Origin of the sequence: Streptomyces sp. NPDC005263, from assembly GCF_042872365.1 — a bacterium.
Taxonomy (GTDB): Bacteria; Actinomycetota; Actinomycetes; order Streptomycetales; family Streptomycetaceae; genus Streptomyces.
Genome location: NZ_JBIAKJ010000003.1, coordinates 626007 through 648709, shown reverse-complemented (window position 1 = coordinate 648709; position 22703 = coordinate 626007). Strand labels below are relative to the sequence as shown.

Genomic DNA, 22703 nt, shown 5'->3' with positions numbered 1-22703 from the left:
CCAGCAGCATGGCTCTCAAGGAGCATGTAAATCTGCCATCTGCCGACGTCGTAGTCGCTGATCTTGCCGCAGCCGGCGTCTCCACCATCACTGACGGACCGGACCATCCTGACATTCAGCGTTACGGGGTTCCTCTCGTACACATAGCCAGTGACACCCGCGCCATCCGCTTTGGTGTCACAGACCTCGAAAACGTCACCATCGTCATGGAAGGCCATGTCGCCTCGCCCACCGGAAAGGGATATCACCTTATTTTCCCACTGAACTTCCACATCATCCGCAGCCCAGGCTGGCGTAGATCCAGCGCAGACCAAAGCGAGGGACGCGCCGGCAACTGCAATCCGGGTGAACGATTTAACCATAGCCGTTCCTTTTTCGTTTCAGTGGCGAAGCAGTGCTTCAGTTGGACGGATCTGAGTGAGCGCCAGCGGATAGGCTTCTGATCACGCCTTGCCTGTCTTGTGGTCGCAGGCCCACTGTTTCTTGGATGCCGACTCATAAAGGCACGCCGTAACTTGGACCGCCTTCCCCTCCGGTATATTAACCTCCTTTATGTTCCCGGGCTTGTTGTCGCAGAAATCCGACGATCCATCGGAGTCTACGATTTCCGCACCCCGAGGACCGTTATCGTTCCACGTTACGATGGCAATGACGCTGTGGCCATCCGTCTCTGTATCGCAGGCCTGAAGTCTTTCCGGGCTCGCCAGGCCAAATAGGATCGCCTTTCCTCCCATAATGCTGCCCCCATCGGCCGTGTAGACAACGGTCGTGTTTCCGTCGGCTTGCGCACTACCGGAGGCGAGTATCATTGCGGTGGGCATGGCAATTGCCATAGTTACAAGATGGCGCATGCGCAGCTTGCGAAACATTTTTCTCCCCGTTGGGTCATTAAGTCATTGGGTCTCACGGAACACCAAACCGTTGGATCTCGCTATGCGCAGGAACCCCCTATTCACGGCGCGCGAATCCTGCCGGTCACACAGACATGCAATGCGATGGACAATTCCCGGCGGTGATCAGAACTGTATACCGGGAGTTCATGCTCGACCAGTGTTTATGGCACTTCGCCGGTCAAGCCTCGCTTACTGCCAGCGACTCTCTGATGTATTCGCGGTTATCTAAGAATGGGATCAAGGGGGCAAGGCGGGTGACGGAGTGAGTGATTCCGCTCACGCTCCGTATGGAATGTGATGCGCGTCACGATCTTTCCTTCAGATCAGACTGGAGGCCAACGAGAGGAAGGTGTCGTGAAGTTCGAGGCGCCGTTCCCATCGGATGGCGAGGCGTTCGAACTGGTGGAGCAGGGCGAAGGTTTGCTCGACGACGTAGCGGAGTTTGCCCGTAGGGCAAGGCGTTGTCGGTCAGCACGCGTTCGATGACCTGACCGGTGGGCCGGTCCAGGAAGGCCAGGCGGTTCAGGCTGTGGCGGGCCAGGACGCGGTGCACGGTCGAGGCGGGCAGGCCCAGGATCGGCCCCAGACGGGCGGGGCCGAGTTTGCGGCTCTGCCGCAGTCGGCGCACCCGGGCCTCGATCGCCGCCGCCGTACGGTGCGGGGTCGTGCGCGGCCTGCCGGATCGGTCGACGAGCCAAGCCCAGCCAGCGTTAACAACGCTCGTGATCCATACAACTAGGGCGTGTTATGAAAGTGCTGGTCACAGCCACTCGTTGATGGCTGCAACCAGCACGGTTGCTTCGTAGCGGACAGCGAGTTTGTCGTATCGCGTGGCGACCGCTATCGACCTGTATGTTTGCCAGATCGGCGAAGTGGTGTCAGGTCAGCGGCTACACGTTGAACCGGAACTCCACCACATCCCCGTCCCGCATCACATAGTCCTTGCCCTCCATGCGGGCCTTGCCCTTGGCGCGGGCCTCGGCGACCGAGCCGGTCTCGACCAGGTCCTCGAAGGAGATGACCTCGGCCTTGATGAAGCCCTTCTGGAAGTCGGTGTGGATGACACCGGCGGCCTCGGGGGCGGTGGCGCCCTTCTTGATGGTCCAGGCGCGCGATTCCTTGGGGCCGGCCGTCAGGTAGGTCTGCAGGCCGAGGGTGTTGAAGCCGACGTGCGCGAGGGTGGCGAGGCCGGGCTCCTCGGCTCCGACCGATTCCAGGAGCTCCATGGCGTCCTCCTCGTCGAGCTCGGCGAGGTCCGCCTCCAGCTTGGCGTTGAGGAAGATCGCCTCGGCCGGGGCGACCAGGGCGCGCTGCGCGTCCTTGAAGGAGTCGTCGGTCAGTTCGTCCTCGTCGACGTTGAAGACGTAGAGGAAGGGCTTGGTGGTCAGCAGGTGCAGGTCGTGCAGGAGTTCCGCGCGCTCACTGCCCTGGAGGATGCCCTGGGAGAACAGCGTGTCGCCCTTCTCCAGGATCTCCTTGGCCTCCTCGACGGCCTTCACCTTCGGCCCGATGTCCTTCTTGATCCGCGACTCCTTCTGGAGCCGGGGAAGGACCTTCTCGATGGTCTGCAGGTCGGCCAGGATCAGCTCGGTGTTGATCGTCTCGATGTCGTCCTTCGGCGAGACCTTGCCGTCGACGTGCACGACGTTCTCGTCCTCGAAGGCCCGGATGACCTGACAGATCGCGTCGGACTCACGGATGTTGGCCAGGAACTTGTTGCCCAGGCCCTCGCCCTCAGAGGCGCCGCGCACGATGCCCGCGATGTCGACGAAGTCGACGGTGGCCGGCAGGATCCGCTCCGACTTGAAGATCTCGGCCAGCTTGGCGAGCCGGGGGTCGGGGACGCCCACGACTCCGACGTTCGGCTCGATCGTGGCGAACGGGTAGTTGGCCGCCAGCACGTCGTTCTTGGTCAGGGCGTTGAACAGGGTCGACTTGCCGACATTCGGCAGACCGACGATTCCGATCGTGAGCGACACGGTGCGACTTCCCGGAGTGAGAGTGAGACGGCTGGCGTGAGAGGGCCGAGGGGACAGGCCCCTGGGGGCCGATCCACCAGTCTACGGCGTACCGCACCCCGCCCCGGCGACGTATCGAACGCATGGCCAAGGTCCGGCCGACGGCGTGTCTGAGGAGCGATTCTGCACATTAACCGACCTAAGTTGGTCCAGTGGAGCAACACAGGACCCGACCCCGCCAGCACGGACCGCGACGCGGCACCACCCCGCCCCTCCCCCCGCAGGCGGGACGGGATGCGGACGGCCGCCCGGTGCGACCCGGCAGAACCGCCGCTCCGGCGGGCCGGGGCGGTGCGGTGCCCCGGCGTCCCCCGGCGGTACGGCCGTCCGGTCCTCCGCTGGTCCGGGCCCTGCGGCGGATGCCCAACCCCCGGCTCACCGGACTCGGCGGCGGGCTGTTCTGCGGGACGCTGATGTTCCTGCTCGGCTGGGTCGACGCGCTGCTGTTCGGCTCGTCGCTGACGGCGTACAGCGTGCTGTTCGTCCTGGCGTCCGCGCTGACCGCGTTCTGGATCCGCCAGGGCGATCTGCTGACCGCCCCCGTCATCGTGCCGATCGCCTTCACCGTGGGGCTGCTGCCCGTGATCGACAGCGGTACCGGGCTCGGCGGCCACCTGATGGGACTGTTCACGGCACTCGCCACGCAGGCGGGATGGCTCTACACGGGCGCGCTGGTCGCGGGCGTGATCGCCGCCGTGCGGAAGATCCGTCTGCTGAGCCGTCGGCCGGCGCGGGACCGTCCGCCGGTGTGATGCGTCGGCGCCCCGGCCCCTCCTTCGCCGCGTGCCGTTCCGGCTACTCCTTCGCCGCGTGCGTGGCCGCGTGCATCGCCGCGCCCACGATCCCGGCGTTGTTCTGCAGCTGCGCCGGGACGATCTCCGCCTTGATGCCCTCGATGTGGGGCAGGAACTTCTGGGACTTGCGGCTGACGCCGCCGCCGATGATGAACAGCTCGGGCGAGAAGAGCATCTCGACATGGGCGAGGTACTTCTGGACCCGGTGCGCCCAGTGCTCCCAGGTCAGCTCCTCGTCCTCCCTGGCCTTGCTGGACGCGCGCTTCTCCGCGTCGTGGCCGTGCAGTTCCAGGTGCCCCAGCTCGGTGTTGGGGACGAGGGCGCCGTCGACGAACAGGGCGCTGCCGATGCCCGTGCCGAAGGTGAGGAGGAAGACCGTGCCGCCACGGCCCCGGCCGGCGCCGAAGGCCATCTCCGCGACGCCCGCCGCGTCCGCGTCGTTGACCACGGTCACCGGCAGGCCGCCCAGGCGGTCGCTGAACAGGGCACGCGCGTCCGTGTCGATCCACGCCTTGTCGACGTTGGCCGCCGTACGGATCGTGGATCCGCCGGTGACCACGCCGGGGAAGGTGAGGCCGACGGGGCCGGTCCAGCCGTAGTTCTCGACGACCTGTCGTACGCCGTCGGCCACCCCGTCCGGTGTCGCCGGGTGCGGGGTCAGCACCTTGAAGCGCTCCTGGGCGAGATCGCCCCTGTCCAGGTCCACCGGGGCACCCTTGATCCCGGATCCGCCGATGTCCACGCCGAAGATCTGCATGCCTCTACGTTACGTTGAACGACTGACAGTCACTCCGCCGAGGGGTCCTCCGCGAGGTCCTTCACAAAGCCGCCACGCTCCGCGACCAGCGCCGCCGCCTCCTCGCGCAGATCGCGGCGCAGCTCCTTCGGCAGCGAGAAGGTGATGGACTCCTCGGCGGCCCTGACCAGCTCGACGTCGCCGTAGCCGCGCTGCGAGAGAAACTCCAGGACCTCCTCGACGAGCACTTCCGGCACGGAGGCGCCGGAGGTGACGCCCACCGTGGTCACACCCGCCAGCCAGGCCTCGTCGATCTCGTTGGCGAAGTCCACGAGGTAGGCCTCGCGGGAGCCGGCGAGCTTGGCGACCTCGACGAGCCGCTTGGAGTTCGAGGAGTTGCGGGAGCCGACGACGATCACCAGCTCGGCCTCGGCGCCCATCTGCTTGACCGCGAGCTGACGGTTCTGGGTGGCGTAGCAGATGTCGTCGCTGGGCGGCGAGATGAGCCCCGGGAACTTCGTCTTGAGGGCGTCGACGGTCTCCATGGTCTCGTCGACGGAGAGCGTGGTCTGGGAGAGCCAGACGACCTTGGAGGGGTCGCGGACCTCGACCTTCGCCACGTCCTCGGGGCCGTCGACCAGGGTGATGTGGTCGGGCGCCTCGCCGGAGGTGCCGATGACCTCCTCGTGGCCCTCGTGCCCGATCAGGAGGATGTCGTAGTCCTCGTCCGCGAAGCGGACGGCTTCCTTGTGGACCTTGGTGACCAGCGGGCAGGTCGCGTCGATGGTGGCGAGGCGGCCCTGCCTGGCCTCGTCGTGGACGGTGGGTGCGACGCCGTGCGCCGAGAACATGACGATGTTCCCCGGGGGCACCTCCTCGGTCTGTTCGACGAAGATGGCGCCCTTCTTCTCCAGGGTCTGCACGACGTACTTGTTGTGGACGATCTCGTGCCGGACGTAGACCGGAGCGCCGTACTGCTCCAGGGCCTTCTCGACGGCGATCACGGCGCGGTCCACTCCCGCGCAGTAGCCACGGGGGGCGGCGAGCAGGACACGGCGGCCAGGCGAAGCAGTCATGCGTCCCATCGTAAGGCCGTGTTCGGCACGGCAGAGTTCGCCTCTGTGTGCGAGCGCCGTCCCTGGTGATCGGGCGTTGTCGGACCGGGCCGTTAGTCTCGGCGCATGGCTGCGAACACGTCCCCGGAAGCGCCCCTGCCCGTCGGCGAGGTGTCGCGGCTCATCGGGGGGTGGATCGACCGGCTCGGTGCCGTGTGGGTGGAGGGGCAGATCACCCAGTTGTCGCGGCGGCCCGGCGCGGGAGTGGTGTTTCTGACCTTGCGTGACCCCTCGTACGACATCTCCGTGAGCGTCACCTGTTATCGGCAGGTGTTCGACGCCGTGGCCGACGTGGTGAGCGAGGGCGCCCGGGTCGTGGTGCTGGCGAAGCCCGAGTGGTACGCGCCGCGGGGGCAGCTGTCGCTGCGGGCCGCCGAGATAAGGCCGGTCGGGGTGGGCGAGTTGCTCGCGCGGCTCGAGCAGCTGAAGAAGTCGCTCGCCGCCGAGGGGCTGTTCGCGCCGGAGCGGAAGAAGGCGCTGCCCTTCCTGCCCCAACTCGTCGGGCTGGTCTGCGGGCGTGCCTCGGCCGCCGAGCGGGACGTCCTGGAGAACGCCCGGCACCGCTGGCCCGCGGTCCGGTTCGAGGTGCGCAACGTCGCGGTGCAGGGCGTGCACGCGGTGCCGCAGGTGGTCCAGGCGGTGAAGGAGCTGGACGCGATCGACGAGGTCGACGTCATCGTCGTCGCCCGTGGCGGCGGCAGTGTGGAGGACCTGCTGCCGTTCTCCGACGAGCAGCTCATCCGGACGGTCGCGGGATGCCGTACGCCGGTCGTGTCCGCCATCGGGCACGAGCCGGACAATCCGCTCCTGGATTTCGTCGCCGATCTGCGCGCCTCCACCCCGACCGACGCGGCCAAGAAGGTCGTACCGGATGTGGGGGAGGAGTACGAGCGGGTGCGGATGCTGCGGGACCGGGCGCGGCGGTGCGTCGAGGCGTTCGTGGAACGGGAGGAACGGGGGCTGGCGCAGGCGCTGGCGCGGCCGTCGATAGAGGATCCGCACCGGATGATCGACGAGCGGGCCGACCAGGTCGCCTCGCTCCTCGACCGGGGCCGGCGCACCCTGGGCCACCTGCTCGACCGCGCCGACTCTGAGCTCACGCACACGCACGCGCGCGTGGTGGCCCTCTCCCCCGCCGCGACCCTGAAGCGGGGGTACGCGGTGCTGCAGAAGACGGACGGCCATGTCGTCCGCGACCCGGCCGAGGTGACCGGGGACGAGGTCCTGCGGGCGCGGGTGTCCGAGGGTGAGTTCGTGGTGCGAGTCGATGCGCGGGCCGATGCGTAGGGTGGGCGGATGACCAGCGAGGCGGAGGAGACGGCGGCGGTGGCCGAAGGGCTCGGGTACGAGCAGGCACGGGACGAGCTGATCGACGTCGTACGGCGGCTGGAGGCGGGCGGTACGACGCTGGAGGAGTCCCTCGCCCTGTGGGAGCGCGGTGAGGAGCTGGCCAAGGTGTGCCGCCGTTGGCTCGAGGGGGCACGGGCGCGGCTGGACGCAGCCCTCGCCGGGGAAGAGGGCCGGGAAGCAGGTTCCGAGGACGCCGACTAGGGCCTGGGGGGCTGCCGGGAGTGTGAAGCGGATCACCACGCCCGGGTTTTAGTTGAAGGTTGAATTTCACTGGCGTACCGTCGAGGACGTAAGCGGTCCCCGGTCCGTTTCCGGGTCCGACACACTTCGGGAAGGTTCACGCATGTCTCTCGTCCTTGACCCCGCCGCCCAGGACCTGCTGTTTCGCGAGGCCCGCACCGCGAACACCTTCACCGACGAGCCGGTGACCGATGAGCAGGTGCAGGCGATCTACGACCTGGTCAAGTACGGCCCGACCGCCTTCAACCAGTCGCCGCTGCGCATCACCCTGGTCCGCTCCCCCGAGGCCCGCGAGCGCCTGGTGAAGCACATGGCCGAGGGCAACCAGCCGAAGACGGCCACCGCCCCGCTGGTGGCGATCCTCTCCGCGGACAACGAGTTCCACGAGGAGCTGCCGGCCCTCTTCCCGCACTTCCCGGCCGCCAAGGACGTCTTCTTCTCCGAGCGCCCGGCCCGCGAGGGTGCCGCAGGCCTGAACGCCGCCCTGCAGGCCGCGTACTTCATCATCGGTGTCCGTGCCGCCGGTCTCGCCGCCGGCCCGATGACCGGTCTCGACTTCGCGGGCGTCCAGAAGGAGTTCCTGGACGGCGACCACACCCCGCTGATGGTCGTCAACATCGGCAAGCCCGGCGAGGACGCCTGGTTCCCGCGCTCCCCGCGTCTGGCCTACGACGACGTCGTCACCACCGTCTGAGCGGTGCGTGCACAGCGAAAGGCCCCCGGCGACGACGCCGGGGGCCTTTCGCGCGTCCTGGTGGCTCACGCCATCTCGAGCGCCCCGGCCATCTGCGTCAGCTGGGCGAACGAGCCCGTGCCGGCCACCACCGTGGTCGAGCCCTTCCCCGGGAGTACCAGGGCGTCGTAGCGGCCGCCGGTGTAGCGCGTCCACGTACGGCCGTCGATCACCTGGGTGGTCTTCGTCGCCTCGCCGCCCTGACTGGCCTCGTCGATGAAGGTGGACGGCTTCTGAGCGGACTGCTCGATCTGCACGTATCCCCCGTCGGGGGCCTGGAAGCCCAGGTGCCAGGCGTCGAACTGGTCGCCGCGGAAGCGGACCGACGTCGCCTTCCAGCTGCCGGACAGGCCCTCGGGCGCCGCCACCGGGTAGGCCGCGGCGCGGCGAGCCGTGAGCAGCTCGACGCGGTAGTCGACCTTCTTGACGTCCGGAGGGGAGTCGTCGTGCGGGATGAAGACGTAGATGACCGCCACCGCGATCCCGATCAGGCCCAGTGAGAGGACCATGTCCCGGACCGTCTTCTGCTTACCGTTCGAACCTGCCACGTCCCTATCGTCGCAGGTGCCCTGGTCCGCTCATCCGTGGGGCCCCCTGCTCATTTTGTCTGCCTGACGATAGAGTCGGTCCACACCCTCATCCGGCCGTCGTCGTATCAGAAAGGTGCGCTCCGATGACCGAGAATCATCATCTGCCGTCCGAACTCGAAGTTCCGTCCGAGGCTCCCGACCGCAACCTCGCCCTGGAGCTCGTCCGGGTCACCGAGGCCGCGGCCATGGCCGCGGGCCGCTGGGTCGGGCGCGGCGACAAGAACGGCGCCGACGGCGCCGCGGTACGGGCCATGCGGACCCTCGTCTCCACCGTCTCGATGAACGGCGTCGTCGTCATCGGCGAGGGCGAGAAGGACGAGGCCCCGATGCTCTTCAACGGAGAGCGCGTCGGCGACGGGACGGGGCCCGAGTGCGACATCGCCGTGGACCCGATCGACGGCACCACGCTGACCGCGAAGGGCATGACCAACGCGATCGCGGTGCTGGCCGCCGCCGACCGCGGGTCGATGTTCGACCCGTCCGCCGTCTTCTACATGGACAAGCTGGTGACCGGGCCCGAGGCCGCCGACTTCGTCGACATCAACGCTCCCGTGTCCGTGAACATCCGCCGGGTCGCCAAGGCCAAGCGGTCCACGCCCGAGGACGTCACCGTCGTCATCCTCGACCGGCCGCGCCACGAGGGTCTCATCGAGGAGGTCCGCGAGACCGGCGCGCGCATCAGGCTGATCTCCGACGGCGACGTGGCCGGCTCGATCCTGGCGCTGCGCGAGGGCACCGGTGTCGACCTGCTGCTCGGCGTCGGCGGCACGCCGGAAGGCATCATCTCGGCCTGCGCGGTGAAATGCCTGGGCGGCACCATCCAGGGCAAGCTGTGGCCGAAGGACGACGAGGAGCGGCAGCGGGCGATCGAGGCGGGGCACGACCTGGACCGCGTCCTGACCACCGACGACCTGGTGTCCGGGGAGAACGTCTTCTTCGTGGCGACCGGCATCACGGACGGTGAGCTGCTGCGGGGCGTGCGGTACCGGTCGGAGACCGCGACGACCGACTCGATCGTGATGCGGTCGAAGTCGGGGACGGTGCGCAGGATCAACTCCGAGCACCGGCTCAGCAAGCTGCGGGCCTACAGCGCGATCGACTTCGACCGGGCGAAGTAGCTCCCCGAACCGGGCGAAGCAATTCCCCAGAAGGACCAAAGAAGTGAGGCGTCCCTGGTGCGGCGGGGCGCCTCTCTTCTTTGCCCGATGCTTCTCCGTGCCGGTGTCAGCTCTCCGGCTGTGGCGCGGGTCGGCGGTTCTCCGTGCGCGTGTCAGCCGACCGCGGCTATGCGGTCACCCGCCCTGGCCGCCTTCTTCAGTTCCAGGTCGCGGCGGCGGCGCCGGGCCAGGACGACGCGGCGCTCGGCGGCGGTCAGGCCGCCCCAGACGCCGTAGGGCTCCGGTTGCAGGAGCGCGTGCTCGCGACACTCGACCATGACGGGGCAGCCGCCACAGACGCGCTTCGCTGCCTGCTCCCGGGAGAGCCGGGCGGCGGTGGGTTCCTTGGATGGCGCGAAGAACAGGCCGGCCTCGTCACGCCGGCACACCGCCTCGGTGTGCCAGGGTGCGTCTTGGTCCCTGTCCCGCACTGGCACCCGCTGGGCCGGTACGGCAGCTAGCTGCAGGGACGAATGCGGCGGTTGCAGCACGGTCTACTCCTGACGACGGCTTCGCGAGCGAGAGACGATGCAGCAAGCCCTACCCGCTGTACGCGCGCCTATGCACTGAGTTCCGAACCACCGGATCACGAGGACGGGTACGCGCCCTCAAGCCGGCCGGACCATGATCCCCACCGCCTGGAAGACGACCGGATACGCCGTCACATTCACGACCGTCAACGATCCAGGTGTTTGCGCAAACCCTTGTCGACCTTGCGCTGCACCCGGTCGAGGATGTCCGCGACGAGTTTGCCGCGCTTGGGCCGCCCTTCGACGTTGCCCAGCACAGCCCAGCCGTCCACATAGATCACGGGGGCCTGCGGGTCGCCCGAGTCGACGGTGTCCACCTCGAAGTTGCCGAGGACTCCGCCGCCGGTGCCGCGCAACGACACGTTCTCCGGGACGCGGACCTCGACGTTGCCGAAGACCGCTATCGCCTTGATCACGACCTGCTGGTACTCGAAGATCGCCTCGCTCAGGTCGATCTCGACGGTGCCGAAGACCGCGTACGCGTGGATCCGGCGGCCCGCGGGCCAACGGCCCTTGCGGACCGCGCTGCTGAACACCGCGACCACGTTGTCGTCGGGGTCGTGCGGAAGCGGGTCGGTGGGGTGGTTGGGGGCCGGGGAGTAGCCGGGGGCCGCCCGGCGGCTGTGGGCGGCCGGCAGGTCCCGTATGAAGACCTCCAACTCGCCCACCGTCTTGGCGTTCAGCACCCCCTCGACGCGTTCCGCGTGCTCGTCGGGGGTGAGGCGCCCTTCGGCCAGGGCCTCGCGCAGGATGTCGGCGACGCGGTCGCGCTCGGCGTCCGAGGCGCGCAGGTCGGCGACCCTCGCGGCGGCGGGTTCCTGCACCTGCGGTTCGGTGTGCTTGTGAAGGTCCACGGCAGCAGCGTACCCAAACGCGATAGATCGCGACCAGGGGTGTGGACGAACCTTGGACCGGCCGACTGAGGACAACCTCACCACAGCGCTGTCGGAGGCAGGTTCTACGCTGGTGGGCGCTGCCAATGGAGGCCAGCGGCCATCTGTCGAGTGAGGAATGGGCGACATGCCTGAGTTCGCGTACACCGATCTGCTCCCCATGGGAGAGGACACCACCCCCTACCGGCTGGTGACCTCCGAGGGTGTCTCCACCTTCGAGGCCGACGGGCGGACGTTCCTCAAGGTGGAGCCGGAGGCCCTGCGCAAGCTCGCCGAAGAGGCGATCCACGACATCCAGCACTATCTGCGCCCGGCCCACCTGGCCCAGCTGCGCCGGATCATCGACGACCCCGAGGCGTCGGGCAACGACAAGTTCGTGGCGCTGGACCTCCTGAAGAACGCGAACATCGCGGCCGCGGGTGTGCTGCCGATGTGCCAGGACACCGGCACCGCCATCGTCATGGGCAAGCGCGGACAGAACGTGCTGACCCGGGGCGGCGACGAGGAGGCCCTCAGCCGCGGCATCTACGACGCGTACCTGAACCTGAACCTGCGCTACTCGCAGATGGCGCCTCTCACCATGTGGGAGGAGAAGAACACCGGCTCCAACCTCCCCGCGCAGATCGAGCTGTACGCCACGGACGGCGGCGCCTACAAGTTCCTGTTCATGGCGAAGGGCGGCGGCAGCGCCAACAAGTCCTTCCTCTACCAGGAGACGAAGGCCGTCCTGAACGAGGCCTCCATGATGAAGTTCCTGGAGGAGAAGATCCGCTCGCTCGGTACGGCCGCCTGCCCGCCGTACCACCTGGCGATCGTCGTCGGCGGCACGTCCGCCGAGTACGCGCTGAAGACGGCCAAGTACGCCTCCGCGCACTACCTGGACGAGGTCCCCGCCGAGGGCTCGCCGCTCGGCCACGGCTTCCGGGACAAGGAGCTGGAGGAGAAGGTCTTCGAGCTGACCCAGAAGATCGGGATCGGGGCCCAGTTCGGCGGCAAGTACTTCTGCCACGACGTGCGGGTCGTGCGGCTGCCCCGGCACGGCGCCTCCTGCCCCGTCGCCATCGCCGTCTCCTGCTCGGCGGACCGCCAGGCCGTCGCGAAGATCACCGCCGAGGGCGTCTTCCTGGAGCAGCTGGAGAGGGACCCGGCGCGGTTCCTGCCGGAGACCACGGACGAGCACCTCGAAGAGGGCGACGTCGTCAAGATCGACCTGAACCAGCCGATGGACGACATCCTCGCCGAGCTGACCAAGTACCCGGTGAAGACCCGCCTGTCCCTGACCGGCCCGCTGGTCGTGGCCCGTGACATCGCGCACGCCAAGATCAAGGAGCGGCTGGACGCGGGCGAGGGAATGCCGCAGTACCTGAAGGACCACCCGGTGTACTACGCGGGCCCGGCGAAGACGCCCGAGGGCTACGCGTCCGGCTCCTTCGGTCCGACGACGGCCGGCCGTATGGACTCCTACGTCGAGCAGTTCCAGGCGGCGGGCGGCTCCAAGGTGATGCTGGCCAAGGGCAACCGCAGCAAGCAGGTCACCGACGCGTGCGACACGCACGGCGGCTTCTACCTGGGCTCGATCGGCGGCCCGGCGGCCCGGCTCGCGCAGGACTGCATCAAGAAGGTCGAGGTCGTCGAGTACGAGGAGCTCGGCATGGAGGCCGTCTGGAAGATCGAGGTCGAGGACTTCCCGGCGTTCATCGTCGTCGACGACAAGGGCAACGACTTCTTCCAGGACCCGGCGCCCGCGCCGACGTTCACGTCGATTCCGGTGCGGGGGCCGGGACTGGTGTGATCCGTGTGATCCTGTGACGGACGCCCGCCCCTGATTGACGCAGGGGCGGGCGTCGTTTCAGGTCAGGGCCCGATCAGCCGGCGCAGACGATGAAGCTGACCGTGTCGCCGTTGTGGACGATCTTCGGGGCGTGCGGGGACACCCCGAGCACCGAGTTCGGCTTGCAGCCCTTGACGGCCTTCTTGGTGACGGTGCCCAGCTTCGTCTGCGTCTTGTCGAGGTACGTCTTGGCCCCGTCCAGGCTCCAGCCCGCGAAGTCGATCGGGATGGTCGGGTTTTCGCTGTAGAGCATGGTGGTGGCGTCGCTCTTGGTGGCCGTGCTGGTCGCCGCCGGCGTCGGGCTGCTGTCGCTCGCGACCGAGGTGGCCAGGGCGGTCCCCCCGCCCGCCGCGATCAGGGCGGCGGCGACGGCGGCGATGCCGAGGGTCCGCCTGCGCCGGGTGCGGCGCACGATCTGGGGCGCGTCGAACTCGGGAGCGTCGGCGGAGTCCGCGAATCGGTTCATGGCGTTCATCAGTTCCTCTTCGAAGGGTGTGCAGCCGGAAGGCCGCGCTTCGCCGTACGAGGTCATCGGATTCCTTCCGTGTGCTGCCGTGGTGAAGGGGCGGAGAGCGCGGGGAACTGGCTTCTGAGCTTCTCGATCCCCCGGGCGAGCTGGGAGCGCACGGTGCTCGCCGAGATGTCCAGGTCGGCCGCGATCTCGGCGTCGGAGAGGTCGTGGAAGTACCGCAGCACCACGACCGTCCGCATCCGCATGGGCAGTCGCTGCAGCGCGCGCACCAACTGGTCCCTGCTGTCGACCTGTCCGTACTCGTCGCCGGGAGCGGCCCGGTCGGGGCCGTCCGCCTGCGGAACCGTACGGCGGAAGCGGCGCCAGCGGTCGTTGGCCAGGTTGACCATGATCCGCCGCACATAGGCGTCCGGGGCGTCCTTGTCGGAGATCGTGCGCCACTTGCGGCAGGCCCGCTCCAGGGTCTCCTGGACCAGGTCCTCAGCGGCGTCACGACTGCCCGTCAGAACCAGGGCGCCCCGGAACAGCGCGGCCGACCGGGCGGCGACGAAACCGTCGAAGTCCCTCTCCACACGCTCCCTCCCTTCCTGTCACCCCTCCTCGACGCGAACACGCCTAGGTCTGCTGCACGGCCGCCATGAGAGCTGGGTCACATGGGAAACGCCGCCCGGACGGCCGAAGGTCCGGAACATCCCCGGCGTCCCGTTCGCTGTACAGAACATGAGCGACTACCGCATCGAGCACGACTCCATGGGCGAGGTACGCGTACCGGCCGACGCCAAGTGGCGGGCCCAGACGCAGCGCGCCGTGGAGAACTTCCCGATCTCCGGGCAGCACATCGAACGCGCCCACATCGAGGCACTCGCCCGGATCAAGGGCGCCGCGGCCAAGGTGAACGCGCGTCTCGGTGTGCTCGACAAGGACATCGCCGAGGCGATCCAGGAGGCGGCGGGCGAGGTCGCCGAGGGTCGGTGGGACGAGCAGTTCCCCGTCGACGTGTTCCAGACCGGGTCCGGGACCTCGTCCAACATGAACACCAACGAGGTCCTCGCCACCCTCGCCACCGAGCGCCTGGGCCGGGACGTCCACCCCAACGACCACGTCAACGCCTCGCAGTCGTCCAACGACGTCTTCCCCTCGTCCATCCACATCGCGGCCACCGCCGCCGTCACCCGGGACCTGATCCCCGCCCTGGAGCACCTGGCGGCGGCCCTGGAGCGCAAGTCCGAGGAGTTCGCCGACGTCGTGAAGTCGGGGCGCACCCACCTCATGGACGCCACCCCCGTGACGCTGGGCCAGGAGTTCGGCGGATACGCGGCGCAGATCCGCTACGGCGTGGAACGCCTCACCGCCTCCCTCCCTCGGCTCGCCGAACTGCCCCTCGGCGGCACCGCCGTCGGCACCGGCATCAACACGCCCATCGGCTTCTCCGCCGCCGTCATCGAGGAGGTCGCCCGCGCGACCGGGCTGCCGCTCACCGAGGCCCGCGACCACTTCGAGGCGCAGGGCGCGCGGGACGGGATCGTGGAGACCAGCGGGCAGCTGCGGACCATCGCCGTCGGACTGACCAAGATCGCGAACGATCTGCGCTGGATGTCCTCCGGCCCCCGCACCGGGCTCGCCGAGATCTCCCTGCCCGACCTGCAGCCGGGCTCGTCGATCATGCCGGGCAAGGTCAACCCGGTGATCCCGGAGGCCGTGCTCATGGTCGCCGCCCAGGTGATCGGCAACGACGCCACCGTCGCGACCGCCGGAGCGGCCGGCAACTTCGAGCTCAACGTGATGCTGCCGGTCATCGCCAAGAACGTGCTGGAGTCGATCCGGCTGCTCTCCAACGTCTCGCGGCTGCTCGCCGACCGGACCGTGGAGGGGATCGTGGCCCACCGGGAGCGGGCCCGGGAGTACGCCGAGTCCTCGCCGTCGGTGGTGACGCCGCTCAACAAGTACATCGGGTACGAGGAGGCCGCCAAGGTCGCCAAGAAGGCGATGGCCGAGCGGAAGACGATCCGTCAGGTCGTCGTCGAGAGCGGGTACGTGGAGCGCGGCGACCTCACCGAGCGGCAACTCGACGAGGCGCTGGATGTCCTGCGGATGACACACCCGTAACCGCCGGCGAACCATTCACGCCGAGGGTGTGAACCGTGACGCGCACCGCAGCATCGGATGCCTATGGCACCTAATATCTGTGCATGGCAGACGGTGGAGCGGCGAGAGCCGACATGGCAGCGGGCGGGTCGGCGGTGTTCTGGGCACCCGGGAGTCAGATCCTGTGGCGTTACCGGGAGAACGGCGGCACGCGCTTCCACATCGCGCGTCCCGTCACCGTCGTACGGGACGACAGCGAGCTGCTCGCGGTGTGGCTGGCACCGGGGACCGAGTGTGTGAAGCCGGTGCTCGCCGACGGTACGGCCGTGCACGTCGAGCCGCTGGAGACCCGCTACACCAAGCCGCGGAGCGTGATCCGCGACCGGTGGTTCGGGACCGGCGTGCTGAAGCTGGCCCGGCCGGGCGAGCCGTGGTCGGTGTGGCTGTTCTGGGAACCGGGCTGGCAGTTCAAGAACTGGTACGTGAACCTGGAGGAGCCGCTGGCGCGTTGGTCCGGCGGGGTCGACTCCGAGGACCACTTCCTCGACATCTCCGTCCACCCGGACCGCAGTTGGCACTGGCGCGACGAGGACGAGTTCGCCCAGGCCCAGCGGGACGGGCTGATGGACGCCCGGCTGGCACGGAAGGTCGGGGAGGCCGGGCGGTCGGCGGTGGAGGTGATCCGCTCCTGGGGGCCGCCCTTCTCGGACGGCTGGCAGCACTGGAGGCCCGATCCATCCTGGTCCGTCCCGTCATTGCCCTCGGACTGGGATCGTACGCCCGCGCATCTGTCCTCATGAGACCCTTGATGCGCCCCCGGGCGAGAAACGTAGGATCGTCCTCCGCAAGGGCGCGCAGTGGCAAACACCGGAGCACGCGCTGGGCTTGACCGATCGTCACCGAGGGGCGGCAGGACGTGAGCGAGGGGTACGAGGACAACACCGGTACAGGACGAAGTCGGGCCGCCGGTGACACAGGAACAGCCTCTGACCACGCGGGAAATCCGTTCCAGGGACATGCATTCCGGGTATCGGGTTTTCGGCGGGACCATCTGCGCGCGCGGCGCGCAGCCCCGGACGGACGGATTCGACACGCGTGACGGAGCAGCCGACCTTCGAACGCCCCCAGGCGGGCGTCGACCCCGCGGACGGCCGTGGGGCGCTTCTGCGTGCCTCCGCGGCGGCGTCCCACCCCCACGGCGCGGACACGCCGTCGTGCACGCCCGGCGCCGGCGTCTTACCGGTACAGGCGCGCGCCGGTGACACACCGCCGGCCGCCCCCGGTACGACGTCCGCGTCCGGTACGACGACATCGAGCGGCATGGACAACAACCCCGCGGGCACCGGCCCCGAGCACTCCCAGCCGGCCGCAGCCGAGCCCGACACCCACCGCCCTCGGCCCGTCCCGGAGAGCATCCCGCTCCAGCCGGGCGCCGAGGCCTCCGACACCGTGGACGGCACGGAGCGCCGGACCGGACAGAGTCTGTCGCCGGGTGGCCCCACGCCGATGCGGCGGGACGGGGACCGGCTGCGCTTCGTGGGCGCCGCGACCCGGCGGATCGCGCGGGGCCTCGACCTCGACGAGATCGTGATGGGGCTGTGCCGGGCCACCGTGCCGACGTTCTCGGACGCCATCCTCGTCTATCTGCGCGACCCGCTGCCGGTCGGCGACGAACGGCCCGTCGGTCCGCTGGTGCTGCGGCTGCGCCGCACCGACCGGATCCCGCAGGAGCGGGACCTGGAGGACGGGATACTGCCGGTGCCGGTGCCGGACCCGTCCGAGCTGGGCACGATTGGCACCGAACTGTGCGAGGTGCGGCCCGGCAGCGCGCTGGCCGAGGTGCTGCGCGGGGTGCGTCCCGTCTTCACGGACCCGCCCGCCGCGCGCGCCGCGCTGCCCGAGCTGCTGGGTGAGGGCGGCGAGTTCGCCGTACCGACCGGCAGGCGCGCGATCCTGGCCCCGCTGCGCGGACGTCGCCGGGTGATCGGTGCTGCGCTGTTCCTGCGCCGCCCGGACCGGATCGCCTTCGAGCCGGACGATCTGCTGGTCGCCGCCCAGCTCGCCACGCACAGCGCGCTCGGCATCGACAAGGCGGTGCTGTACGGCCGTGAGGCGTACATCGCCGACGAGTTGCAGCGCACCATGCTGCCGGAGACCCTGCCGCGCCCGACCGGTGTGCGGTTGGCGTCCCGCTATCTGCCGGCCGCCGAGACCGCGCGGGTGGGCGGCGACTGGTACGACGCGATCCCGTTGCCCGGCAGCCGGGTCGCGCTGGTCGTCGGTGACGTCATGGGCCACTCCATGACCAGTGCGGCGATCATGGGCCAGCTGCGGACGACGGCCCAGACACTGGCCGGACTCGACCTGCCCCCGCAGGAGGTCCTGCACCATCTCGACGAGCAGGCGCAGCGTCTGGGCACCGACCGCATGGCGACCTGCCTCTACGCCGTCTACGACCCGGTCGCGCACCGGATCACCATCGCCAACGCCGGCCATCCCCCGCCGGTCCTGCTGCACCTGGGCGGCCGGGCCGAGGTGCTGCGGGTGCCGCCGGGTGCGCCGATCGGTGTCGGCGGCGTCGACTTCGAGGCCGTGGAGCTGGACGCGCCCGCCGGGGCGACCCTGCTGCTGTACACCGACGGGCTGGTCGAGTCGCGCCTGCGGGACGTGTGGACCGGCATAGAGCAGCTGCGCGAGAAGCTCGCCGCGACCGCGCAGCTGACCGGGCCGGACCATCCGCCGCCGCTCGAAGCCCTGTGCGACGAGGTGCTCGACATGCTCGGGCCGGGCGACCGGGACGACGACATCGCGCTGCTCGCCGCCCGCTTCGACGGGATCGCACCCAGCGATGTGGCGTACTGGTTCCTGGAGCCGGAGGAGATGGCTCCCGGCCGGGCCCGCCGGCTGGCCCGCCGCGCGCTGTCCCGCTGGGGCATGGAGGAGATCAGCGACTCGGTGGAGCTGCTGGTCAGCGAGGTCGTGACGAACGCGGTGCGGTACGCCTCCCGGCCGATCACCCTACGACTGCTGCGTACGGACGTCCTGCGCTGCGAAGTGGGCGACGACGTACCCCAGTTGCCGCGGCTGCGGCAGGCTCGGGCCACCGACGAGGGCGGGCGCGGACTGTATCTCGTGAACCGGCTGGCTCGGCGGTGGGGGGCGACCCGGTTGAGCACCGGGAAGGTGGTCTGGTTCGAGCTGAACCAGACCTGACAGCGAGGCGCGGGTGACGGCACCCGCGACAGGGACCGCCTCCGTCTTCGAGCCCAGTGTGGAGGCGGAGCAGATCGGCGGCGCCGATCCTCTTCCCGCGGTGGTCCTCGCCTAGGGGGCGGAGTGGCCCGTTTCGTACGTGGGGCGCCCGGCGACTGCCGGGCGCCCTTCTTGTCGCTAGTCGTCCGCACCCGGATCGGGCGGGAGGTCGGGGGTGCCGCCGCCCCCGACCGGTGGGGTCGTCGTCGTGGCCGGCGGGGTCACCGGCGCCGTGCTCGGCGGTGTGGTCGTCGGTTTCTCGCTGGGCGGCGGGGACGTCGAGGTGGACGTGCTCGGGGGCGCCGTCGTCGGCGGCTTCGTGGTCGGAGTGTCCGACGGAGTCCGGGACGGCGGTGCGGTGACCGTCGGCGACTTGGTCGGCTTGACCGCCGCGCCCAGGTCGGTGTCCAGGTCGAACTTGGAGTCCTTGGACGAGACGCCGAAGGTGTACGTGGCCCAGATCTTCGCCGGGAACCCACCTCCGTTGACGCGGTCCTCGCCGCCCGCGCCGTACATCTTGGTCTGCGCGCTGGTCTTCTCGTCCTCACCGAACAGGCCCACCGAGGTGACCAGGTCGGGCGTGTAGCCGGTGAACCAGGCCGACTTGTTGTCGTCGGAGGTACCGGTCTTGCCGGCGATCTGCCGACCGTCGCGCGCCGGGTTCTCCCGCACCGACGTGCGGGCCGTACCGTCGTCGACCACGCCGGTCAGCACCGACGTGACCGTGTCGGCGGTCTCCGGGGTGAGGACCTGCTCGCCGATCGGGTCGGGCATCTCCACCTTGCCGGTGCGGTGCTCGGCCGACTTGACGAGGGTCGGCGTGACCTGCTTGCCGTGGTTGTCGATCGTGGCGTAGACCCCGGCCATCTGCAGCGGGCTCGCGCCCATGCTTCCGAGGGTCTGCGCGGGCACCGCCGGGAGGTCGGTGGTGTCCATGCCGAGCTTCTCGGCCATCTCGAGCACGTTGTCCATGCCGACGTCCACGCCCATCTGCGCGAAGACGGAGTTGATGGATTCGTCCATCGCCTTCTGCACGGTGACGTCGCCGTAGTCGCGGTCGTCCTCGTTCTGCGGTGCGAACGCGATGTCACTGCCCACGACCGGGCGCTTGCTGGTGCCGTCGTAGATGGTGTTCGGGGTGATCGGCTTGTCGGACTGCGTCACCGCCTCGTCCTCCAGGGCGGCGGCGAGGATCACCGGCTTGAAGGTCGACGCGGGCTGGTAGTCCGCGCGGGTCGCGTTGCTCCGGAAGTGCTTGAAGTAGTCCACACCGCCGTACAGAGCGACGATCTCGCCCGTCTTCGGGTCGACGGAGACCGCGCCGGCCTGGATGTCCTTGTCGACCTTGCGCTTCTTCGGGTCCAACTTGCTGGTGAGCTGCGCCTTGACGGCCTTCTCCAGCTTGGCCTGCTTCTTCTTGTCGATGTTCAGGGTGATGGTCCACCCCTTGCCGACCACCTGGGCCTCAGCCTGGGAGCGTGTGATGCCCTCCTGCTTCATCAGCTGATTCTCGACCTGCGTGTTGGCGAGGTCGACCAGATAGCCCTTCTGGCCCTCCAGGCCGGCGGCGGCCTTCGGCTTCTCCGGCGGCTCGAACACCATGGCGTCGCGATCGGCCTTCTTCAGCCAGCCCTCCTCGACCATGTTGTCCAGGACGTAGTTCCAGCGGTTCTTGACCAGCTTCTTGCCGGTCTCGCTGGCGACCTCCCAGTCGTACTGGCTCGGCGCCTGGAGGAGGGCGGCGAGATAGGCGCCCTGCTCGACCGAGAGGTCCTCGGCGTCGACCCGGTAGTAGGCCTGGGCCGCGGCCTGGATGCCGTAGGCGTTGCGGCCGTAGTAGCTGGTGTTGATGTAGCCGGCGAGGATTTCGTCCTTGGACTTCTGGCGGTCCACCTTCAGGGAGATGACCATCTCCTTGAGCTTGCGGGTGACCGTCTGCTCCTGGCTGAGGTAGTAGTTCTTGACGTACTGCTGGGTGATCGTCGAACCGCCCTGCGCGCCCCGGCCCATGAGCGTGTTGTACAGACCTCGGGCCGTGCCCTTCAGGTCGATGCCGGAGTCGGTGTAGAAGGACTTGTTCTCAGCGGCGACGAAGGTGTGCTGGACGTCCTTGGGCACCTTGGACAGGCTCACGATCTCGCGGTTGACCTTGCCGAAACGGGCCAGGACCGAGCCGTCGCTGTACTTGTAGACGTTGCTCTGCTGTTCCGCGGCCTGTGCCGCCGCGTTGCCGTCGGGGACGGGCACGATGATGTACAGCACGATGAAGGCGCCGATGCCGAGGAGGCAGAAGCCGAAGAAGGTACCGAGGACCTTTTTCCAGGTGAAGAGCCTGCGTATGCCGCTCTTCTTCGGCTTGCCCGCTTTCGCCGACCTGCCGCCGCCGCGGCCCTTGGCCGCCTTGCGGGCGGCGGCCCGGCCGCCGCCTTCGACACCCGTAGTCGGCGACGAGGACGAGCTGGTGGAGGCAACGCGGTGGCCACCACGCTGTCGCGCCCGTCTCTCTTCGGCTCGTCCCATGAGTCCGCTCGCTCCGCTTCTTTCGCTGTTGTCACACAGGTCCTGGCTCAGGTCAGCTCAGCAAGCTAACACCGCTTGGTGTGACAAAGGGCTTTCGATCCTGTCTTTTGCTGACGTGACAATCAGCACCCGTCCCACTGGAACCGACGTGCGAAAGGGAGTAAGGGTTGCGACGAAGGGGTAAAGTGATATCACTTAGATAGAAACAAGCTTACTGGGGGGACTCCATGACCACGAACCACTCCGCTCCGAGCGCCGACGTGCCCGCGATGCCCGCGCCACGCGTGCGGGAGTTCACCGCGCACAGCGTCGGCGGCGGCCTCGCGCTGCTGCTGAGCCTGGTCGGAATGCTGCTCTGTGTCGGCACGCTGATGGGCGCCGGCACGGTGTCCGCGACCGGCGCCAAGGCCGCCCTGATCACCGTCGGCGTCCTGCTCGGCCTCGCCTCCTTCATCACCCTGTGCGGCCTGAACACGGTGGCGCCGGGTGAGGCCCGGGTCGTCCAGCTCTTCGGGCGTTACCGGGGGACCGTCCGCCAGGACGGGCTGCGTTGGGTGAACCCCCTCACCTCCCGCGCCAAGATCTCGACCCGGGTCCGCAACCACGAGACGCCGGTCCTCAAGGTCAACGACGCCTACGGCAACCCGATCGAGCTCGCCGCGGTCGTGGTGTGGAAGGTCGAGGACACCGCCCAGGCCAGCTTCGAGGTGGACGACTTCCTGGAGTTCGTCTCCACCCAGACCGAGGCCGCCGTGCGCCACATCGCCATCGAGTACCCGTACGACGCCCACGAGGAGGGCGGCCTCTCGCTGCGCGGCAACGCCGAGGAGATCACCGAGAAGCTCGCCGCCGAACTGCGCCTGCGGGTGGAGGCGGCCGGCGTGCAGATCATCGAGTCGCGCTTCACGCACCTCGCCTACGCGCCGGAGATAGCCTCGGCCATGCTCCAGCGACAGCAGGCCGGGGCGGTCGTCGCGGCCCGGCGGGAGATCGTCGACGGCGCGGTGGGGATGGTCGAGGCGGCGCTGGCCCGGATCACCGAGCAGGACATCGTCCAGCTGGACGAGGAACGGAAGGCGGCGATGGTGTCCAATCTGATGGTGGTGCTGTGCGGCGACCGCGCACCGCAGCCGGTGCTGAACACGGGAACCCTCTACCAGTGACGGCCCCGTCCGAGGGCCCCTCGCCCAAGCGGCGGCCGCAGCAGCGCAAGCAGGTGCTGCTGCGGCTGGACCCGCTGGTGTACGAGGCACTGGCCCGGTGGGCCGGGGACGAACTCCGCTCCGCCAACGCCCAGATCGAGTTCCTGTTGCGCAAGGCCCTCGCCGACGCGGGCCGGCTCCCCAAGGAGACCGGGCCGCTGCCTCGCCGGGGCCGTCCGCCCGGCGAGGCGGGGCCTGTCGCAGAACCGTGACAATCGGCTCCCACCTGCGCGGCCGCACCCCCCGCCACTGCTCGCGCACGCGACGTATACATGCGGGGTATACACGCTAT

22 protein-coding genes and 1 pseudogene are annotated in these 22703 nt (G+C 69.0%); 12 read left to right on the top strand and 11 right to left on the bottom strand.

Going from position 1 to position 22703, the window contains the following annotated elements:
• Positions 1-8: 8 nt before the first annotated feature.
• Entirely contained in the window at positions 9-443 is a 435-nt protein-coding gene (locus tag ACFYRY_RS16620) for a hypothetical protein (RefSeq protein WP_389145236.1), read from the top strand.
• Here the strand turns inward: ACFYRY_RS16620 and ACFYRY_RS16615 are convergent, their stop codons facing one another.
• The 3 genes and pseudogenes from ACFYRY_RS16615 to ychF form a co-directional block, all read right to left on the bottom strand.
• Entirely contained in the window at positions 444-833 is a 390-nt protein-coding gene (locus ACFYRY_RS16615) for a hypothetical protein (protein ID WP_389145234.1), read from the bottom strand.
• 535 nt (positions 834-1368) lie between these two features.
• A pseudogene (locus ACFYRY_RS16610) lies at positions 1369-1590 on the bottom strand (IS481 family transposase); the annotation flags it as partial.
• Between the two features lie 193 nt (positions 1591-1783).
• Complete coding sequence (gene ychF / locus ACFYRY_RS16605; RefSeq protein ID WP_389145231.1) at positions 1784-2872, bottom strand: redox-regulated ATPase YchF; 1089 nt, start codon at positions 2870-2872, stop codon at positions 1784-1786.
• 191 nt (positions 2873-3063) lie between these two features.
• Here ychF and ACFYRY_RS16600 point away from each other — a divergent pair, with 191 nt between their 5' ends.
• Entirely contained in the window at positions 3064-3663 is a 600-nt protein-coding gene (locus tag ACFYRY_RS16600) for a DUF6542 domain-containing protein (protein ID WP_389145228.1), read from the top strand.
• A 43-nt stretch (positions 3664-3706) separates the two neighbouring features.
• Here ACFYRY_RS16600 and ppgK read toward each other — a convergent pair whose 3' ends face one another.
• Both ppgK and ACFYRY_RS16590 read right to left on the bottom strand, forming a co-directional pair.
• A complete protein-coding gene (gene ppgK, locus ACFYRY_RS16595) occupies positions 3707-4462 on the bottom strand; it encodes a polyphosphate--glucose phosphotransferase (protein WP_389145225.1) in 756 nt (251 codons plus the stop codon).
• Positions 4463-4491: 29 nt separating this feature from the next.
• On the bottom strand, positions 4492-5517 hold the full coding sequence (locus ACFYRY_RS16590; protein ID WP_389145223.1) for a 4-hydroxy-3-methylbut-2-enyl diphosphate reductase: 1026 nt from the start codon (positions 5515-5517) through the stop codon (positions 4492-4494).
• A 105-nt stretch (positions 5518-5622) separates the two neighbouring features.
• On the opposite strand from ACFYRY_RS16590, the gene xseA reads away from it, so the two are divergent.
• From xseA to ACFYRY_RS16575, 3 genes are all read left to right on the top strand, one after another.
• Entirely contained in the window at positions 5623-6843 is a 1221-nt protein-coding gene (gene xseA, locus ACFYRY_RS16585; protein ID WP_389145221.1) for an exodeoxyribonuclease VII large subunit, read from the top strand.
• A gap of 9 nt (positions 6844-6852) precedes the next feature.
• Positions 6853-7107 carry an exodeoxyribonuclease VII small subunit gene (locus ACFYRY_RS16580; RefSeq protein ID WP_389145218.1) on the top strand — a complete coding sequence of 85 codons (255 nt, stop codon included), beginning with the start codon at positions 6853-6855 and terminating at the stop codon, positions 7105-7107.
• 142 nt (positions 7108-7249) lie between these two features.
• On the top strand, positions 7250-7840 hold the full coding sequence (locus tag ACFYRY_RS16575) for a malonic semialdehyde reductase (RefSeq protein ID WP_389145215.1): 591 nt from the start codon (positions 7250-7252) through the stop codon (positions 7838-7840).
• 65 nt (positions 7841-7905) lie between these two features.
• Here ACFYRY_RS16575 and ACFYRY_RS16570 read toward each other — a convergent pair whose 3' ends face one another.
• On the bottom strand, positions 7906-8427 hold the full coding sequence (locus tag ACFYRY_RS16570) for a DUF4245 domain-containing protein (protein WP_389145212.1): 522 nt from the start codon (positions 8425-8427) through the stop codon (positions 7906-7908).
• A 125-nt stretch (positions 8428-8552) separates the two neighbouring features.
• Here ACFYRY_RS16570 and glpX point away from each other — a divergent pair, with 125 nt between their 5' ends.
• Positions 8553-9587, top strand: a complete 1035-nt coding sequence (gene glpX / locus ACFYRY_RS16565) for a class II fructose-bisphosphatase (RefSeq protein WP_389145209.1) — start codon at positions 8553-8555, stop codon at positions 9585-9587.
• 152 nt (positions 9588-9739) lie between these two features.
• Here glpX and ACFYRY_RS16560 read toward each other — a convergent pair whose 3' ends face one another.
• Positions 9740-10117 (bottom strand): WhiB family transcriptional regulator, encoded by a 378-nt coding sequence (locus ACFYRY_RS16560; protein ID WP_389145206.1) that lies wholly within the window; start codon positions 10115-10117, stop codon positions 9740-9742.
• A gap of 185 nt (positions 10118-10302) precedes the next feature.
• Positions 10303-11010: a DUF1707 domain-containing protein gene (locus tag ACFYRY_RS16555; RefSeq protein WP_389145203.1), complete on the bottom strand. Its 708-nt coding sequence runs from the start codon at positions 11008-11010 to the stop codon at positions 10303-10305.
• 166 nt (positions 11011-11176) lie between these two features.
• On the opposite strand from ACFYRY_RS16555, the gene ACFYRY_RS16550 reads away from it, so the two are divergent.
• Entirely contained in the window at positions 11177-12841 is a 1665-nt protein-coding gene (locus ACFYRY_RS16550; protein ID WP_389145200.1) for a fumarate hydratase, read from the top strand.
• 73 nt (positions 12842-12914) lie between these two features.
• Here ACFYRY_RS16550 and ACFYRY_RS16545 read toward each other — a convergent pair whose 3' ends face one another.
• Together ACFYRY_RS16545 and ACFYRY_RS16540 are read right to left on the bottom strand one after the other, a co-directional pair.
• Positions 12915-13346, bottom strand: coding sequence for a hypothetical protein (locus ACFYRY_RS16545; RefSeq protein WP_389145197.1), 432 nt, complete (start codon positions 13344-13346; stop codon positions 12915-12917).
• A 62-nt stretch (positions 13347-13408) separates the two neighbouring features.
• A complete protein-coding gene (locus ACFYRY_RS16540; RefSeq protein WP_389145195.1) occupies positions 13409-13924 on the bottom strand; it encodes a SigE family RNA polymerase sigma factor in 516 nt (171 codons plus the stop codon).
• A 148-nt stretch (positions 13925-14072) separates the two neighbouring features.
• Here ACFYRY_RS16540 and ACFYRY_RS16535 point away from each other — a divergent pair, with 148 nt between their 5' ends.
• The 3 genes from ACFYRY_RS16535 to ACFYRY_RS16525 all read left to right on the top strand — a co-directional run bounded on the left by ACFYRY_RS16535 (position 14073) and on the right by ACFYRY_RS16525 (position 18650).
• Positions 14073-15458, top strand: a complete 1386-nt coding sequence (locus ACFYRY_RS16535; RefSeq protein WP_389145193.1) for a class II fumarate hydratase — start codon at positions 14073-14075, stop codon at positions 15456-15458.
• 83 nt (positions 15459-15541) lie between these two features.
• Positions 15542-16237, top strand: a complete 696-nt coding sequence (locus ACFYRY_RS16530) for a DUF402 domain-containing protein (protein ID WP_389145191.1) — start codon at positions 15542-15544, stop codon at positions 16235-16237.
• Between the two features lie 295 nt (positions 16238-16532).
• Positions 16533-18650, top strand: coding sequence for a SpoIIE family protein phosphatase (locus ACFYRY_RS16525; protein WP_389145188.1), 2118 nt, complete (start codon positions 16533-16535; stop codon positions 18648-18650).
• Between the two features lie 177 nt (positions 18651-18827).
• Here ACFYRY_RS16525 and ACFYRY_RS16520 read toward each other — a convergent pair whose 3' ends face one another.
• Positions 18828-21209, bottom strand: coding sequence for a transglycosylase domain-containing protein (locus ACFYRY_RS16520; RefSeq protein ID WP_389145185.1), 2382 nt, complete (start codon positions 21207-21209; stop codon positions 18828-18830).
• A 227-nt stretch (positions 21210-21436) separates the two neighbouring features.
• Between ACFYRY_RS16520 and ACFYRY_RS16515 the strand changes: the two genes are divergently transcribed.
• Together ACFYRY_RS16515 and ACFYRY_RS16510 are read left to right on the top strand one after the other, a co-directional pair.
• Entirely contained in the window at positions 21437-22372 is a 936-nt protein-coding gene (locus tag ACFYRY_RS16515; protein ID WP_389145182.1) for an SPFH domain-containing protein, read from the top strand.
• The gene (locus ACFYRY_RS16510) at positions 22369-22623 is read left to right on the top strand and encodes a hypothetical protein (RefSeq protein ID WP_389145179.1); all 255 of its coding nucleotides are present in this window, start codon (positions 22369-22371) and stop codon (positions 22621-22623) included. The genes ACFYRY_RS16515 and ACFYRY_RS16510 overlap by 4 nt, the downstream gene beginning before the upstream one ends.
• The last annotated feature ends 80 nt before the right edge of the window (positions 22624-22703 follow it).